The 14,960-nt window shown below is 54.4% G+C and carries 13 protein-coding genes; 6 read left to right on the top strand and 7 right to left on the bottom strand.

The genetic code is table 11. The annotated features are described in order from the left end of the window. Positions 1-55: 55 nt before the first annotated feature. Positions 56-1,054, bottom strand: coding sequence for an AraD1 family protein (gene araD1 / locus ABI582_RS19370; protein ID WP_442119980.1), 999 nt, complete (start codon positions 1,052-1,054; stop codon positions 56-58). A gap of 111 nt (positions 1,055-1,165) precedes the next feature. On the opposite strand from araD1, the gene ABI582_RS19365 reads away from it, so the two are divergent. Further along, positions 1,166-2,083, top strand: a complete 918-nt coding sequence (locus tag ABI582_RS19365; protein WP_442119979.1) for a LysR family transcriptional regulator — start codon at positions 1,166-1,168, stop codon at positions 2,081-2,083. A 468-nt stretch (positions 2,084-2,551) separates the two neighbouring features. On the opposite strand, the gene ABI582_RS19360 is transcribed toward ABI582_RS19365, so the two are convergent. The 5 genes from ABI582_RS19360 to ABI582_RS19340 all read right to left on the bottom strand — a co-directional run bounded on the left by ABI582_RS19360 (position 2,552) and on the right by ABI582_RS19340 (position 6,307). Continuing rightward, entirely contained in the window at positions 2,552-2,842 is a 291-nt protein-coding gene (locus ABI582_RS19360) for a c-type cytochrome (RefSeq protein ID WP_259136813.1), read from the bottom strand. Between the two features lie 21 nt (positions 2,843-2,863). Further along, complete coding sequence (gloB, locus tag ABI582_RS19355) at positions 2,864-3,658, bottom strand: hydroxyacylglutathione hydrolase (protein ID WP_442119978.1); 795 nt, start codon at positions 3,656-3,658, stop codon at positions 2,864-2,866. Further along, positions 3,655-5,223 (bottom strand): GMC family oxidoreductase, encoded by a 1,569-nt coding sequence (locus tag ABI582_RS19350; RefSeq protein WP_243055393.1) that lies wholly within the window; start codon positions 5,221-5,223, stop codon positions 3,655-3,657. Before ABI582_RS19350 ends, gloB begins: the two co-directional genes overlap by 4 nt. A gap of 10 nt (positions 5,224-5,233) precedes the next feature. Further along, entirely contained in the window at positions 5,234-5,794 is a 561-nt protein-coding gene (locus ABI582_RS19345) for a tat (twin-arginine translocation) pathway signal sequence (RefSeq protein WP_442119977.1), read from the bottom strand. A 120-nt stretch (positions 5,795-5,914) separates the two neighbouring features. Then, positions 5,915-6,307 (bottom strand): VOC family protein, encoded by a 393-nt coding sequence (locus ABI582_RS19340; RefSeq protein ID WP_019470832.1) that lies wholly within the window; start codon positions 6,305-6,307, stop codon positions 5,915-5,917. 207 nt (positions 6,308-6,514) lie between these two features. Between ABI582_RS19340 and ABI582_RS19335 the strand changes: the two genes are divergently transcribed. Together ABI582_RS19335 and ABI582_RS19330 are read left to right on the top strand one after the other, a co-directional pair. Continuing rightward, positions 6,515-6,817 carry a ribbon-helix-helix domain-containing protein gene (locus tag ABI582_RS19335; protein ID WP_442119976.1) on the top strand — a complete coding sequence of 101 codons (303 nt, stop codon included), beginning with the start codon at positions 6,515-6,517 and terminating at the stop codon, positions 6,815-6,817. Between the two features lie 250 nt (positions 6,818-7,067). Next, entirely contained in the window at positions 7,068-8,138 is a 1,071-nt protein-coding gene (locus tag ABI582_RS19330; protein ID WP_442119975.1) for a transketolase-like TK C-terminal-containing protein, read from the top strand. On the opposite strand, the gene ABI582_RS19325 is transcribed toward ABI582_RS19330, so the two are convergent. Further along, a complete protein-coding gene (locus tag ABI582_RS19325; RefSeq protein WP_368974464.1) occupies positions 8,135-8,587 on the bottom strand; it encodes a MarR family winged helix-turn-helix transcriptional regulator in 453 nt (150 codons plus the stop codon). The genes ABI582_RS19330 and ABI582_RS19325 overlap by 4 nt on opposite strands. A gap of 127 nt (positions 8,588-8,714) precedes the next feature. On the opposite strand from ABI582_RS19325, the gene aceE reads away from it, so the two are divergent. From aceE to ABI582_RS19310, 3 genes are all read left to right on the top strand, one after another. After that, on the top strand, positions 8,715-11,384 hold the full coding sequence (gene aceE / locus ABI582_RS19320) for a pyruvate dehydrogenase (acetyl-transferring), homodimeric type (protein WP_442119974.1): 2,670 nt from the start codon (positions 8,715-8,717) through the stop codon (positions 11,382-11,384). An 805-nt stretch (positions 11,385-12,189) separates the two neighbouring features. Next, complete coding sequence (locus tag ABI582_RS19315) at positions 12,190-13,974, top strand: Mu transposase C-terminal domain-containing protein (RefSeq protein ID WP_442119973.1); 1,785 nt, start codon at positions 12,190-12,192, stop codon at positions 13,972-13,974. A gap of 89 nt (positions 13,975-14,063) precedes the next feature. After that, positions 14,064-14,960, top strand: a complete 897-nt coding sequence (locus tag ABI582_RS19310) for a TniB family NTP-binding protein (protein WP_442119972.1) — start codon at positions 14,064-14,066, stop codon at positions 14,958-14,960.

Here is a 14,960-nt window from a genome sequence, read left to right as displayed (position 1 = left end):
ACTTTTGTGATTGTTATGAAATGCTGCGGCGGCGCGGCCCTGCGCCGCCGTCGGGTCAGAGCGTCTTCACCGCGCCGGGTGAGATGGCCGCAGGCGTCTCGCTGATGCCGTTTCGCAATGGTGCGCCGAACTCCGCCAGGCTGATTTCGAACACATCGCCCTCGACGGCCTTGACCTGGTCGGCAAACGACAGCGTTGCAGTACCGAAGAAGTGGATGTGCACATCACCGGGGCGCAAAAACTGGCTGTACTTGAAATGGTGGTACTCGAGATTCTCCAACGAGTGGCACATGTTGTCCTCACCGCTGAGAAAATCCTTTTCCCAGATCACCTGGTCACCGCGAAGTATTCGGCTGGTGCCCTGCAGATGGCGTGGCAACTCGCCGACCCGCAGTTCGGGGCCGAATGAGCAATTACGCAGCTTGGAATGCGCCAGGTACAGGTAGCTACGGCGCTCCATCACGTGGTCGGAAAACTCGTTGCCGATGGCAAAGCCCAACCGGTAAGGCAGGCCATCATCACCGATCACATACAGGCCAGCCAGTTCCGGTTCTTCACCAGCATCCTCGGCAAAGGCGGGGGCCTGCAAGGCTTGCCCTGGGCGGACGACGATCGAGCCATCGCCCTTGTAGAACCACTCTGGCTGCGCGCCGGCGCTGCCTGCGGGGGGACGGCCACCTTCAATGCCCCACTGGAACATGCGCGCGGTGTCGGTGAGCGCCGCCCCGTCATCGATTTTTTGTTGGTGCATCTTGTCGCGGGTGGAGGCACTGCCCAGGTGCGTGAGCCCGGTTCCGCTGATCAGGCAGTGTGCCGGGTCTTCGTGGTCGAGCGGTGGAAGGACCCGGCATTCGTTCAAGGCATCGCTGTAGCGCTGGCCGGTGCTGTGCAGGCCGCGTTCGAGCACTTCAGCGGCGAGACTGCGCTGGTTGCGGATGGCAGCGAGGGCCAGTTCTCGCAGATGCGTGGTGTGGCGCACAACCTGAATCAGGTCGCCTTCCACTACGCCGACATGGCGCTGGGCGGGTACGGTTTCAAATTGGATCAGGCGCATGCTGGCTCCGGTTTGTTGTTGTGGGGTAGCACTTGCCAGCCACTTTAAATTTCCATGGCATTGCTGCCTAATGAGAGCTGCGGACTGCCCGATAACTTTTAGTGATCCCCTATGCTGCCATCATTAAGCTCCATGGCTTCGCGCCTTCGTTTACGCCAACTGCGCCTGTTGATCAGCCTTGACGAACTGGGCTCGATACACAAAGCCGCAGAGGCGATTTCGATCACCCAGCCTGGCGCTACCAAGGCGCTTAATGAAATTGAGTCTACCCTTGGCGCAGTACTGTTCGAGCGGACCAGCAAAGGGCTCGAAGCCAATGACCTGGGCCGCTGCGTGGTGCGTTATGCGCGGTTGATTGGCAATGACCTTGCGCATCTGCGTGAAGAGATGCTGGGCATTCTCCAAGGACATGGGGGACGTTTGTCGGTGGGCACCATCATGGGCGCCGTGCCGATCATGGTGGAAGGCCTGGCGCGTTTGCGCGAGAACCAACCGGACTTATCGGTATCAGTGGTAGAGGACACCAGTGACCGCTTGCTCAACCTGCTCGACCAAGGGCGTGTGGATGTGGTCATTTGCCGAACCAGCGTCAGCCCAAGACCTACAGCCTATGAAAGCCGGGTTAAACATCAGGAGCAGTTGGTGCTGGTGGCAAACCCGGCGCATCCGCTGGCAGCCTGCGCGGCATTGACGCTTGAGCAACTGGCGCAATCGCGCTGGGTGGTGTTCCCGGTAAACATGCCCATGCGTCTTACCCTTGAGCGCGAGTTTCGCGAGGCAGGCTTGAGCTTCCCGCAGTACCCCATTGAAACCTCGTCGACTTTCACGACGCTGTCCATGCTCATGCAAGATCGCGATCTGCTTGCGGTGATGCCGTGGGACGTCGCCAGGATGGCCCTGGACCACGGTATGCTTGTGCGTTTGCCGCTGCAACTCAAATCGCGCAGCGAGCCCTACGAGGTGGTGACTCGGGTTGGTGTCGAGCTGAGTAAGCCTGCGCAGGTGCTGGTAGACATTCTGATGGACTAAACCCCTTCGAGTGCCCGCGAGGCCCATCAGAGCCAGGGCTTCACTACACAGAGCGGACAGCCTGGTACAAGTCGATGAGAAATCGCGCGCAAAAGAAAGCCCGCTGCTAGGCGTAATGCTGTTCACTTAGGGCTGCTGCGCAGCCCATCGCGGCACAAGGCCGCTCCTACCACGACCGCGTAAGCCAATATTCACGTGGCTCACGCGGATACTGTAGGAGCGGCCTGGTGCCGCGAAAGGGCCGCAGAGCGGCCCCGGCGATCTTAAGTGAACAGCATTACGCTGCTAGGCGGGCAAGGTCTATCACACGTAGGGATAGCGATTCGGCTCACTGGCTGGCTATCCGAACGATGGCCAACAAGCCTTGCTGCTTCGGCCTCGCGCTGAAATCAAGCGTGTGACTGAAGCGCAAGACATCCATAGGAGCTCTTGAAATAACCGTTGTTAAATCAGTGCTCCTTTCGGTCATCAGCGGGACATCCAGCCTATCGTAGCCGCGAGGTCTTCGTCGCTGCAGTCACTGCAGAGTCCACGTGGTGGCATGACACTCAATCCATTCACTACGTTTTTGAGCAGTACGTCTTGCCCTTGAGCCAGGCGTGGTTGCCATGCAGCGACATCACCTTTCTTAGGCGCGTTGGGGAGTTGACCGTTGTGGCACATGGCGCAGGTTTTTGCGAACACGGCCTCAGGCTCTTGGCCTGCCTGGGCAGAAGCAATCATGAAGGCTGTAGCGGCAATCAGCAGTGTTTTTGTCATAAATGATCTTCTTCTTGTTGTTCAAAAATTGTCTTTCCACTGGCGCATGGCAGCAAAGCATTCCTCGGCGGTTGTGATGGACAGGCCCGCTTGGCGTTGGACAACCTCAACGATCTTCGCTTCCCGCACACGGAGGAACGGGTTAATTGCGCGTTCAACGCTAATGCGGGTAGGTAAGGTGCACTGCCCGCGGTTGCGGATTTCGCTGACCTCAGCCAAGCGCTCGGCGATTTGCTGATTGCCTGGGTCGACAGCCAAAGCAAAACGCAGGTTGGAGAGGGTGTACTCGTGTGCGCAGTACACCCGCGTCTGCTCTGGCAGCACGGCAAGGCGTTCGAGCGACGTCAGCATCTGCAGCGGCGTACCCTCGAAGAGGCGCCCACAGCCGGCGCTGAACAGCGTGTCCCCGCTAAACAGCACATCCTCATCAACCAGGTGGTAGGCCAGGTGCCCGCAAGTATGGCCAGGTACACCGATCACCTTGATGGTTCGCCCCAGTACCTGGATTGAATCACCGTCCTTCAGTGGCCGATCCCTGGCAGGGATCGGCTCGTTTGCAGGGCCATGCACGCGGAGATCGAATGCACACTTCAGCTTCTCGCCACCGCCCACATGGTCACCGTGATGGTGAGTGATCAGCACATCGGTGAGCGCCCAGCCGGGATGCTCAGCCAACCAGGCTTGAACTGGCCCGGCATCACCTGGATCTACAACCGCACAGGCCTGGTTTGAGTGATCGAGCAGAAGCCAGATGTAGTTGTCGGTAAACGCCGTGAGTGCGCAAATCTCCAGGCGGTTGTCGGCGCTGGTAGTCATGCCGCATGCGTCCTCAGCGCATCGGCAATGTACTCCGCCTGACGAATCGCCAGGCTGACGATCGTCAGGGTAGGGTTCTCGGCTGCGCTGGTGGTGAACTGACTGCCATCTGAAATGAACAGATTTGGCACTTCATGGCTTTGCCCGTATTTGTTGCAAACACCATCGGCTTCCTTGTGGCTCATACGACAAGTGCCCATGTTATGAGTCGAGGGGTAGGGTGGTACGCGGTGTGTCTTCAGTGCACCGACGGCCTCATAGACCGCGCTACCTTGCTGATAGGCGTGCTCGCGCATTGCAATATCGTTGGGGTGGTCGTCGTAGTGCACGTTGGCCACAGGAATGCCAAAGCGGTCTTTGACGTTATCGCTCAGGGTAATGCGATTGGTTTCCCGGGGCATGTCCTCACCGACCAGCCACATGCCAGCCAGATGCGTGTAGTTGTCCATGACGCGGGTGAAGTCGCGTCCCCAGGCGCCGGGGTTGAAGAACGCAGCCATGAAGGAAGGGCCAAGCGAGATGGTTTCCATTTCGTAGCCTCCGACAAAGCCCCTGTCGGGATTGAAGTGCACCTCGTCACCGATCAGGCCGGCCATGATGGTGCCGCGGTAGAAATGCACCGGATCCTTGAACTCTGCGAACACAGATCCGGTGGTATGGCGCATGTAGTGCTTACCGACCATCCCGGAGCCGTTGCCAATACCATGAGGGAACAATGTGCTGGTCGAATTAAGCAGTAGGCGAGGGGTTTCAATGGCATTGCCTGCGACCGCAACAAGTCGCGCTTTTTGGCGTTGCAGACGCCCTTGCGCATCTGCGTAGACCACACCGGTGGCTCGCCCTTTTGCATCGTGCTCGATCTTTACTGCGTGCGCCTGCGTACGGAGCTCGAGCTTGCCTGTGGCCTCCGCTGCCGGAATCTCGGTGTACAGCGTTGACCACTTTGCCCCCATCTTGCAGCCCTGGAAGCAGAAGCCAAGTTGCATGCACTGAGCGCGTCCTGCGCGGGCACGGCTGTTGATCGCCATGTGGCCGGTACTGCATTTTTTGTAGCCAAGCTTGCGAGCACCGTTGTACATCACCTGAAAATTGTTGTTTCCCGGTAGCCCAGGAATGTCGTTGGTGCGCGTCACCCCCATCTTGTCCTCGGCCCTTGCATAGAAGGGCTCCAGTTCCGCGAGCGTCAATGGCCAGTCGAGCAGGTTCGCATCCTTGATATCGCCATAGGTCTGCCGCGCTCGGAATTCATGCTCCTGGAATCTAAGGCTGGCACCTGCCCAGTGAGTGGTAGTTCCACCCACCGTTTTGCAGATCCAGGCGGGGAGGTTCGGGAAGTCCTTGGCGATCTGCCAGGAGCCCGAGGTAGTACGGGTATCGCCCCAGGACAATTGCTCGAACGAGGGCCATTCGTCATTGATGAAAGTGGCAGAGGACTGGCGCTGGCCAGCCTCCAGCAGAACGACTGGAATACCTTTCTGGCACAGTTCATTGGCCAGTGTTCCACCACCCGCACCAGAGCCGATGATCACCACTACCGAGTCATCGTCGAAATTGAATGTGGTCATGTACGCATCCTCAGGAAAAGGCTGGAGGGCTGGCTTCGGTAGGGGCGGCAGGTAGCCACTTCAAGTCGTTGAAGCCGCGCATCAGGTAACCGCCTTTGGGGAAAGAGGCACCTTCGTAGCCGAAGTGCTGGTAGGCGAGTTCGTTGCTGTACAGGGCATTGACCGAGACTGACCTGACCAAAGTGAAAAACGGGGTGCTCTGGATCGACTCGAGCACAGCCAATTGGCGCGGCTCATCCAGTTTCAGCCAGGCGCCATCAGCTGACTTGTCCAGCTCGTTCAAACCTTGTTCAAGCAGGGGAAGAATGGAAGGGTCAGTCACGGCGCGGTCGTCCAAGGCTTTGATCGCAAAGGCGTACACAGCGTCTTCCATCTGATCGTGAGGGTAGATCCGGCGCACTATAACCATCAGTCGTGCGGCTTGATCGTTGTTCAGCATTTTCATCTCAAGCGCCCAGGTGGTACTGGGGGCGAGCAGGGCGATGGGGCCGGAGGTGAAAAGCAACGTGCCCAAGAGAATTCCGCCGCTGCCTTTCAGAAAGCTACGGCGGCTGGCTTGTATATCCTGCATGCTGTTCTCCTTGTTGTTTTTATTAGGAGCCTGACATCACGGGTGCTGCTTTGTTGGGGATTGGCGTTTGCCGCGCAACATTGATAGACGACGCCCAGGCGTCTGATGCGTGTGGCTGCGTTACTGATAGTGGCCGGCGCGCTGCAGCACCTCGATCTTGTAGCCATCCGGGTCCTGGATGAAGAAGAAGCGAGCGAGCAGCGCTTCACCACGCTTGAATTCTTTGATGGGGGCAGGAGAGAGCCCCAGTTCGCTCAAGCGAGCGTGATGGTGATCGAGGTCTTCTACTGCGAAGGCGACATGGCCATACCCACTGCCGTGGGTGTAGCCGTCTTGGCCCTTGTTCCAGGTCAGTTCGATTTCGGCACCGCTTTCCCGGTCGCGTAGGTAGACGAGCGAGAAGTCGTCGAACTCAAGGCGGTGGGATTCCTGCAGGTCGAATGCTTGTCCGTAGAAACGCATGGAGGCATCCAGGTCACCTACACGGATCATGGTGTGAAGGAATTTCGGCATGATCAGGCTTTCCTGTGGTGTTGTTATGCACTCAGGATGGCAGTATGAAAAATTGATGGGTAATAAGTGGCTATTACGTGCGCCCCAAAAGCAAAAGGGACACGTGTAATAGCGGTGTATTACCCATGTGCTGCTTTGGGGCGGTACCTTCAGGCGTGGGCGTATGCCCTCGACGTGACTTAGCCAGGTAAAGCCAGCGGAGGCACCATGTGTGAGCTGTATGTGAAGGCAGACCCGATCCTTTATGAATCGCGCTCGCGCTCCTTGCGCATCCGGGGCGTGGTCACCACCCTGCGTCTGGAAAACCAGTTCTGGGACATCCTGACCGAGATTGCTGGAGCGGATAGCGTCAGCACCAATCAGCTCATCGCCAAGCTGTACGAGGAGGTCATGGACTACCGCGGAGAAGTGGTGAATTTCGCCTCGTTCCTGAGGGTAAGCTGCACCCGCTACCTCAGCCAAAAGCAGGTGACCAACAGGGTGGTGCCACTTTCAATCGCAGCGGGGTAAGCCTGTGCCTTGTGGGGCTGTGCTGCCATGCTTTCCATCGCCGGTAACCGAATGGCCACAGCACTTAAACTGACATAGAAATCGGTAGGCTGATCTACCTATCCGCAACGGCGTCTTCGGGCGCCGTTTTCTTCGCCCTCATTCTTGGTTCCTCAATTCAGGCCTGGCTCCTAGGATCTCCATTCTTTCTGGTTGCATTTGCAACTAGCTTGCATTATCCCTATTGCACACCGCAAGAGGAGTTTCATGGATGGACAACCTTCGCTTCCAGCGTACCCCTGACACCATATCGGCCGCACAGGCGTGCATTCGCCATATCGAACGAGGCTACGGAGAAAGGGACGGGGCGCCGGGCTCACCCCTGGGAACTGCTGTCGATATTCTCAAGCGACTTGAGACCGGCTCCAGCACCCGCGGACAGTTTGGGTTGATCAATGATCGGATAAGCGAGCAGTTGAGCACCACTACGATCAGCGCCTGGCCCCTCTGGTTTAGCGAGCAGTCACGTGCCGCTGAGCGCCCGCTGTTTTACATGACTCAGTCACCGACATCCGCCCAAATGTCGATGCTAAGCGCTCAGATTGCTGAGCGAGGCATCATCCTCAACGACATTGAGTCCTCGCACTCCCGGTGGGCGAAAGGGGCGCATCCCTGGTTACCATTGTGGTTGGCATCCAATCGCCGATGCATACCTTTCGATCCCGCATGTGGAGACGAAGTCAAAGCTATTTGGGTTGGGGCGTTGCAAGAGTTGTACGTGGAAGGAGCTCCTGGTTTTTGCTACATGACCTTGCATGACGAACCAGGGGAAGGGCGGGTATGTGATCGCTCCCAGGCGTACCTGGGAATGTATCGTCTGTCTGAGGGTGTTGAAGAAGAAGTGTCGGTTCGGCTGCTAGGTGCTGGGTCGATGCTTCGCGAGGTATGTGCAGCCGCCGAGCTGCTGCGAGCGGAGTGGGGGGTGAAAGCCGAGGTATGGAGTTGCCCGAGCTATACCAGACTTGCCCGGGACGCAGAAAAGCGAGCTCGTCTTCAACGGTTGCGTAGAGAAGAGAACCTGTCCAACTGCCATCTTCAACTCTGTCTTGGCACGGCAGACACACCTGTCATCGCGGTGACGGGGTACGATGAATTTGTGGCTGCGCAACTTGCTGCACATGTCACTGCGCCGTTCACGGCGCTGGGTGCGGATAGCCTGGAGCCTAGCCAACACCTCAATCGTCATTGGGTAGTGTTGACCGCACTGCGCGCCTTGGTTGGCCGAGGCGTAGTCGACAGTTCTTGGGTAAGCGGGGCAGTCAGGCGTTACCGACTGGACTAATTAGCACGCCTGTTGGTGCGGGCGTTACGGCTCGCACTTTCCAGGGCCAGCGCAAACGTCCTCTGTTGCTCCTCACTGAACTCCGCTAGAAAAAGCTCCTCGACGGACTGTTTGTAAACCGTCCACATCCGCTTGCGAAGATCGCGACCGCTGTCGGTGATGCGAGCGATCGCACCTCGGCCGTCATCTGCCGCTTTTTTCCGTACTACAAGTCCATCCTTTTCCAGGCGATCAACCAGGCGGGTGAGGTTGTAACGCTCGATGGCCATCACGTCGGCCAGTTCATGCATGCGACGGGCACCATCTTCCCCACTTTCGATCCCCCATAGCGCGTCGTACCAGGCATAAGGCGGCAGATTCTCTTCAGCCAGGCGACGCTCGATTTCCCGGATCAGACAACGATGCGCACGAATGAAGTTGTACCAGAGGTCTGGCGTGGGGGTGGTCATGGCGTCTCCAGAACGAGGTTTTTATTGCAGTTGCAATCATAGCGGGATTGAGGATAGATTCAATTGCAAATGCAACAAGGTGCTGGTTGAACAACGACCAGTCGAGCCACATCAAGGAGAGTTATCGATGGCGCACAGCTACCCGCTTCGCGATGAAGATCCACAAGAGACCCGCGAATGGATTGACTCGATCGCTTCGGTCGTAGAAGTGGAGGGGCGGCCCCGAGCGCACTTCCTGATCGACCAGCTTCTCGACTTCGACGTTTCTGTACACGGTGATTTCCATGGTCGAGTGACCACGCCTTACGTGAATAGCATTGCACCGGAGCGCGAGTTGCCCTACCCGGGAGATCTCGACATTGAGAAGCGCCTGAATGCCTATATCCGCTGGAACGCACTGACCATGGTGCTCCGCGCAGGCAAGCATTCAGGCGTGGGTGGGCACATCGCGACCTATGCCTCGGCGGCGGTACTCTACGACGTTGGCTTTGACCATTTCTTCCGAGGGCGTACCGAGAGCTTCGCGGGCGATATGGTGTACATCCAGGGGCATTCGGCGCCCGGCATTTATGGCCGTGCTTACACCGAGGGCCGCCTGACCGAAGAGCAACTGGACAACTTCCGTCGTGAAACTGATCGTGACGGCGTCTCTTCATACCCCCACCCGCGCCTGATGCCAGAGTTCTGGCAGTTCCCCACGGTCTCTATGGGCTTGGGGCCCATTACGGCCGCCTATCAGGCGCGCTTCATGCGATACCTTGAAAACCGTGGTTTGAAGGAACACCAGGGCCGTAAAGTCTGGGCGTTCCTGGGCGATGGCGAGATGGATCAACCCGAATCGCTGGCGGCGATCTCCCTGGCCGGGCGGGAGAAGCTCGACAACATCATCTTCGTGGTCAACTGCAACCTGCAGCGTCTGGATGGGCCTGTTCGCGGTAACGGAAAGGTGATCCAGGAGTTTGAGAGCCTTTACCGCGCCGCTGGATGGAACGTCATCAAGGTGATCTGGGGAAGTGGCTGGGACGCCTTGCTGGCCAAGGACAAGACCGGGCTGCTTCGTCAGCGCATGATGGAGTGCGTCGACGGTGAGTACCAGACCTACAAGTCCCAGAACGGTGCTTATGTGCGTGAGCACTTTTTCGGCAAGTACCCGGAGCTGCTGGACCTGGTCAGCGACGTCAGCGACGAGCAGATCTGGAAGCTTGCACGCGGTGGCCATGATCCAGTCAAGGTCTATAACGCTTACGCTGCAGCAACCCGCCAAAAGGGTCGTCCCACTGTCATCCTGGCCAAAACGGTCAAAGGCTTCGGGATGGGTGAAGCGGGTGAAGGGCAGAACATCAATCATCAACTCAAGAAGATGGGCGCAGAGGCAGTAAAAGCCTTCAGTGATCGCTTCGGTCTGGCGTTGAGTAACGATCAGCTCGGCGAGTTGCCGTACTTGCGGCCCGACGAAGCAAGTGCAGAAGCGCGATATCTGAAAGGGCGCCGCGAAAGTTTGGGTGGTTATGTTCCGGCTCGTCATGCACAGGTTGAGTCGTTGCAAATTCCGCCGCTGTCCGCATTGGAAGGACAGCTCAAAGGCACCGGCGACCGCTCCATTTCAACGACCATGGCGTTCGTGCGGATCCTCAGCACGCTGCTGAAAGATCCGAACATCGGCAAGCTCGTCGTCCCCATCGTGCCCGACGAATCACGCACCTTCGGTATGGAGAGCCTGTTCCGGCAGATTGGTATCCACTCCCATGTCGGTCAGCTCTACATACCTCAGGATGCCGGCACGTTGTCCTACTACAAGGAGAGTACGGACGGGCAGATCATGCAGGAAGGCTTGAACGAATCCGGTGCCACTTCATCCTGGATAGCGGCTAGTACCTCGTACGCCAACCACGGTGTGATGACCCTTCCGTTCTATATCTTCTACTCGATGTTCGGCTTCCAGCGCGTGGGCGACTTGCTGTGGGCAGCCGGCGATGCCCGTGCTCGAGGTTTCTTGCTTGGTGCAACTTCAGGGCGCACCACGCTGATGGGCGAGGGCCTTCAACACGACGATGGCCACAGCCATGTGATGTCGGCCACTGTGCCGTGCTGTATTTCCTACGATCCGACATACGCTTACGAGCTGGCTGTGATCGTGCATGACGGCATGCGCCGCATGTATGTCGAGCAAGAAGACATTTACTATTACATCACCTTACTCAACGAGAACTACCCTCATCCCGACATGCCTGAAGGTGTGGAGGAGGGGATTCTCAAAGGACTGTATCGACTGCCACTTGAGCGAGAGGTCAAGAAGGATCTGCATGTCCAGCTCATGGGCAGCGGTGCTCTCTTGCCGGAGGTCATCGCCGCTGCGCAGATCCTGGAGCGTGATTATGGCGTGAGCAGCGAAGTCTGGAGTGCCACCAGCCTGACCGAAGTACGTCGTGAGGCACAGCAAGTTGAGCGTTGGAATCTTCTGCACCCCTTGGAAGATCCGAAAGTTCCTTATCTGACCCAATTGCTGGGCGGTCACCCTGGGCCGGTAGTGGTCTCCACCGACTACATGAAGATTCACGCCGACCAAATCCGCCCCTGGATCGGAAATCGCCGCTTCGTTGCACTGGGCACCGATGGTTTTGGACAATCAGATACCCGCGAAGCGCTGCGTCGACATTTTGAAGTTGATCGGCAGTTCGTCGTGTTGGCTGCATTGAAGGCCCTGGCCGACGACGGTGTGCTTGGTCGTGATGTCGTGGCTAAAGCACTAGCTGAGATGCAGATTGATGGTGAGAAGGTAGATCCGATCAGCGTCTGACCCGAGCTGACAAGGAGGTGATTGGCATCAGCTCCTTGTCTAGTTTTTTAGCGAGAGTGTGAGGTGATGCAAGGGGCTGGTTTTTCATCAAGTGCGCCAATCGTTAATCGATGAGACATGGCCAAGCACCTGTATTTACTGCCTTAGATAGCATTTTTTCGGATTTGTGAGACAGTCTACGGGAATGTCTCATATTGATTTGTACATTCTCCAGGAGTGTCTCATTAAAATTTTACACCACTACACGTAATATCCCGGATTAGATTTCCAAAACGAAATGAACAAATTGACATCTGTCAATATTGGAGTAATGTTTTTCTCGATTTCCAGCGTTTGCTGAGGCTGCGGCCAGAAGATTCATTAAATGCCAGCTTAATGAATTTACTCAAATGTTTCGAATTTACGAGATGCGCGTATTTTCGTACCTGTTTATTGATCAAAAATCTTTAATTCTCATCGGTTTTCTCGATTCGTCAAGATTCGTTATGTTACGTTATTTCGTCATCTTTTAAGTTGCCCTAGACACTACTACCTCCTCTGCAGAAGGCGCTGTGCCTAGATGCCATTAGGATTGGTGGGTATATGCGCACGTGGGGAAAAATTCTGTTCGTCAATATATCGCAAATGTTTTTTTGCCTGATTTCAAAGCTCAGCCCACGAATGCCTAGGTTGACTTACGGGAACTTGGAAGTCCTACTAGGAAAGCTTCACGGCGCTCAGTTGTGAAGATGCTCTTTAAAAACCAAGCTTTCAGGCCAGTCGCATGTCTAAACATGGATGCTGCGGCTAAAAACCGGAACTCAATATGTCGATCGAAAACAAAGAAACGAGCGAACTCAAAGGACTTCTTGATGTTAGAAGCGGAGAAAAAACGCTAGCTGCACATTTTGAAGCACAAAATCGTTTCAATGTGGTAATGGATTTCAAGAGCGGAAAGATCAACCGCGCTCAGGCGATGGAGATTCTGGGGTTAAGCAGGTCACATTTCCATCGACTTGTCACAAAGTGCAGAGGCGCTACAGGATACACAGCTCTGCTTCAGCAGAAAAAAGGGCGGAAGTTCGGTAGTCTCCGCGGTCGAAGTGACGTTCGTGATTTGATAAGAGAAATGTTTAACAAACATTTTCCTACAACGAGAACAATTTCGGGCGTATGGACTGCGTGTCAGTCTGAAGCCGATGCTCGCAGGATTCCACGCCCCAGTTATTACCTCGTTAAAAGGTTTTACGAGGCTCAAGATCCTGCCTTAGTGTATAAGCACAAGCATGGGTTGGATGCGGCCAAACAGAAATTCGAACTTAGGGACGGATACAAACAAACAAACCGCCCCCTGGAGTGGGTACAAATTGACCACACTCCAGTCGATCTATTAGTGGTTGATGATCAAGATCGAAGTCAAATCATAGGGCGGCCATATATAAGCATGGCCATTTGCCTTCATTCTAGAGTCGTATTGGGTTTTTATCTAAGTTTTTTGGCGCCTAGTGCGGTATCGGTTGCAATGCTCATGGAGAATATTGTTTTACCAAAAAACGAAAAATTGAAATCATGGGGGCTGCCCGATGATCTTTGGCCAATGTATGGCAAGCCGGAAGTTATTCACTCCGATAATGCTAAGGAATTTGTATCGGACGTTTTTGTGCTAAACGCAAGTTCCTATGGGATAGCAGTTAAGCATCGAACTAAAGGGCGTAAGCATGAGGGAGCGCACATTGAGAGTTTGATTGGCAAGCAGATGCTTCATACCATCCATCAAATTCCGGGAAGCACAGGTTCTAACACGCAGCAGCGAAAGATGATGAACAGTGAAGGAAAAGCATGCTTCACTTTGGCGGCGCTCCGCCAGGCATTGGTTTATAGGATCAAGGCTTATCATGAAACCATACACTCTGCGCTAAACAAGAAAACACCTGGACAGGTTTGGGAAGAATATTTCACTAGAAACCCGCACAGTCGAGATTTGTCGAGCGAGGAGTATGAGAATTTTAAATATACTTTCTATCCGGAAGCACCTAAGAAGAAGAAAGTCTCACCAGAAGGTATCGAGATTTTTCGCCGATTCTATTCCTGTCCCTTGCTTAAAAGCAAAGTCTCGCAAGAACTGGACGTCAAATATGATCCTTACGATCTGAGTTATATTCTTGTGAGAATTGGCAACAAATGGGATAGGGTGCCTTGCAGTCGAAATAAATTAAACAAAAGTATTGATTTTGAACTGTACAGAAAACAGCGTCAGGAAAGGGGGGTGAGGGATGGAACAATGACGGTCGAAGGCGCTAAAGCCCAAGGAGTATTTCATCAGAAAGTTGAAGAGCAGGTTAAGTCGACGCGGGCTGCTAAGCGAGCCAAAAAGCGAGAAAAAGGTAAAGAAGATTATAAAAGTGAGCGTAATAAAGCCCTGAGTGAAAAACCATGTCCAGCGAAAAGCTCCACCTCCTCTCAAACAGGTTGGCCCCAGAAATCACAACAGCCCTCAAAAAAAATTGATAGCAATGTATATAGTCTCACTGGCTATATGAGCTCTTCCACTGATGTTGATAGTGATGAAGCCGAATCTCCTGTCATATACGGTAGTAGCCCCATGAAATGAATCTGCTGGCGGGTTGCCGAATTGCGCATGTGAGGTGTGTGGTAACCCGCAGGTTTTTGCGGCTTTGAATAAATAGTTGGTATTGAAAATTGAACTTTGATCATGTGCATCAAGCAGCACACAAACTTTTTGACCTCAACGACCAAGATCGAATGCTTGCATGCTCAAGTGACTTTTGGGTAAAGCACCCCCGGGCGGAAAGGTTGATTGACTCGATTTATTTCGCTATGAAAATGACAGGGAGAATCAATGCTCCGTGTATGCTCTGCACTGCAGAAGGTGGGCAGGGGAAAACAGCACTGATTCTTGAGCTGAAGAAGAGGAACATTTTTGCTGATAATAAGATGCTATTTGTTACGATGCATCAGAATGCAAATAGCCACAATTTGCGCGATCTGATTCTGATTGAAATGGGAGTTAGTGTGGGTCGCAGGGCAAGGGCTGGGGATAATCTGACACCAGAGTTACAGGCTCGTATAAAGTCTCAAAAGATTAGAGGTATTGTTATTGATGAGGTGCATGACGCACTTACTCTGACCACGGTGCAGCAGAAGCAAAATCTTTCTCTACTAAAAAATCTTTCGAGTGACATCTATGGGCTTTCTGTCTTTGCGTTTGGAATTCCTGACGCCGCAAGAGTACTCCGTCGCGACCCTCAATTAGAGCGTCGTTACGCAGTAAAGGCTTTGGCTGGATGGGATAACGGCCCTGATTTCCGTAATTTTGTAGCAACGTATATCAACAGATTTCCCCTAAAAAAACCTACGAATCTTAAAGATCAAACTCTTTACCTGAAAATTCTAGAAACCAGCCTTGGTTTGACTGATAACATCGTCAAGATTCTACAGTCTGCGGCGATGGCGGCGATTTTAGACAAAAGTGAATGCATAAGCCATTACCATCTCGATAATATTGAAGAGATTATGGAAAATTTCAATTTTTCTCTTCGTCTCAATGAGCCCGCCAATGAAGCTGAAGGCGATTGA

The sequence above is a fragment of the Pseudomonas sp. SAS7 genome (genome assembly GCF_052112345.1).
Lineage (GTDB): Bacteria > Pseudomonadota > Gammaproteobacteria > Pseudomonadales > Pseudomonadaceae > Aquipseudomonas > Aquipseudomonas putida_Q.
The sequence above is the reverse complement of the archived record's forward strand: the minus strand, read 5'-3'. Positions and strand labels throughout refer to the sequence as shown.

Bases quoted from the DNA above. Each gene is read 5' to 3' on its own strand.
- ABI582_RS19325 (WP_368974464.1), bottom strand. From the start codon at position 8,587: ATGACCACCCCCACGCCAGACCTCTGGTACAACTTCATTCGTGCGCAT.
- ABI582_RS19365 (WP_442119979.1), top strand. From the start codon at position 1,166: ATGCTGCCATCATTAAGCTCCATGGCTTCGCGCCTTCGTTTACGCCAA.
- ABI582_RS19315 (WP_442119973.1), top strand. From the start codon at position 12,190: ATGTCGATCGAAAACAAAGAAACGAGCGAACTCAAAGGACTTCTTGAT.
- ABI582_RS19330 (WP_442119975.1), top strand. From the start codon at position 7,068: ATGGACAACCTTCGCTTCCAGCGTACCCCTGACACCATATCGGCCGCA.
- ABI582_RS19350 (WP_243055393.1), bottom strand. From the start codon at position 5,223: ATGACCACATTCAATTTCGACGATGACTCGGTAGTGGTGATCATCGGC.
- ABI582_RS19335 (WP_442119976.1), top strand. From the start codon at position 6,515: ATGTGTGAGCTGTATGTGAAGGCAGACCCGATCCTTTATGAATCGCGC.
- ABI582_RS19340 (WP_019470832.1), bottom strand. From the start codon at position 6,307: ATGCCGAAATTCCTTCACACCATGATCCGTGTAGGTGACCTGGATGCC.
- aceE (WP_442119974.1), top strand. From the start codon at position 8,715: ATGGCGCACAGCTACCCGCTTCGCGATGAAGATCCACAAGAGACCCGC.
- ABI582_RS19360 (WP_259136813.1), bottom strand. From the start codon at position 2,842: ATGACAAAAACACTGCTGATTGCCGCTACAGCCTTCATGATTGCTTCT.
- ABI582_RS19345 (WP_442119977.1), bottom strand. From the start codon at position 5,794: ATGCAGGATATACAAGCCAGCCGCCGTAGCTTTCTGAAAGGCAGCGGC.
- gloB (WP_442119978.1), bottom strand. From the start codon at position 3,658: ATGACTACCAGCGCCGACAACCGCCTGGAGATTTGCGCACTCACGGCG.
- araD1 (WP_442119980.1), bottom strand. From the start codon at position 1,054: ATGCGCCTGATCCAATTTGAAACCGTACCCGCCCAGCGCCATGTCGGC.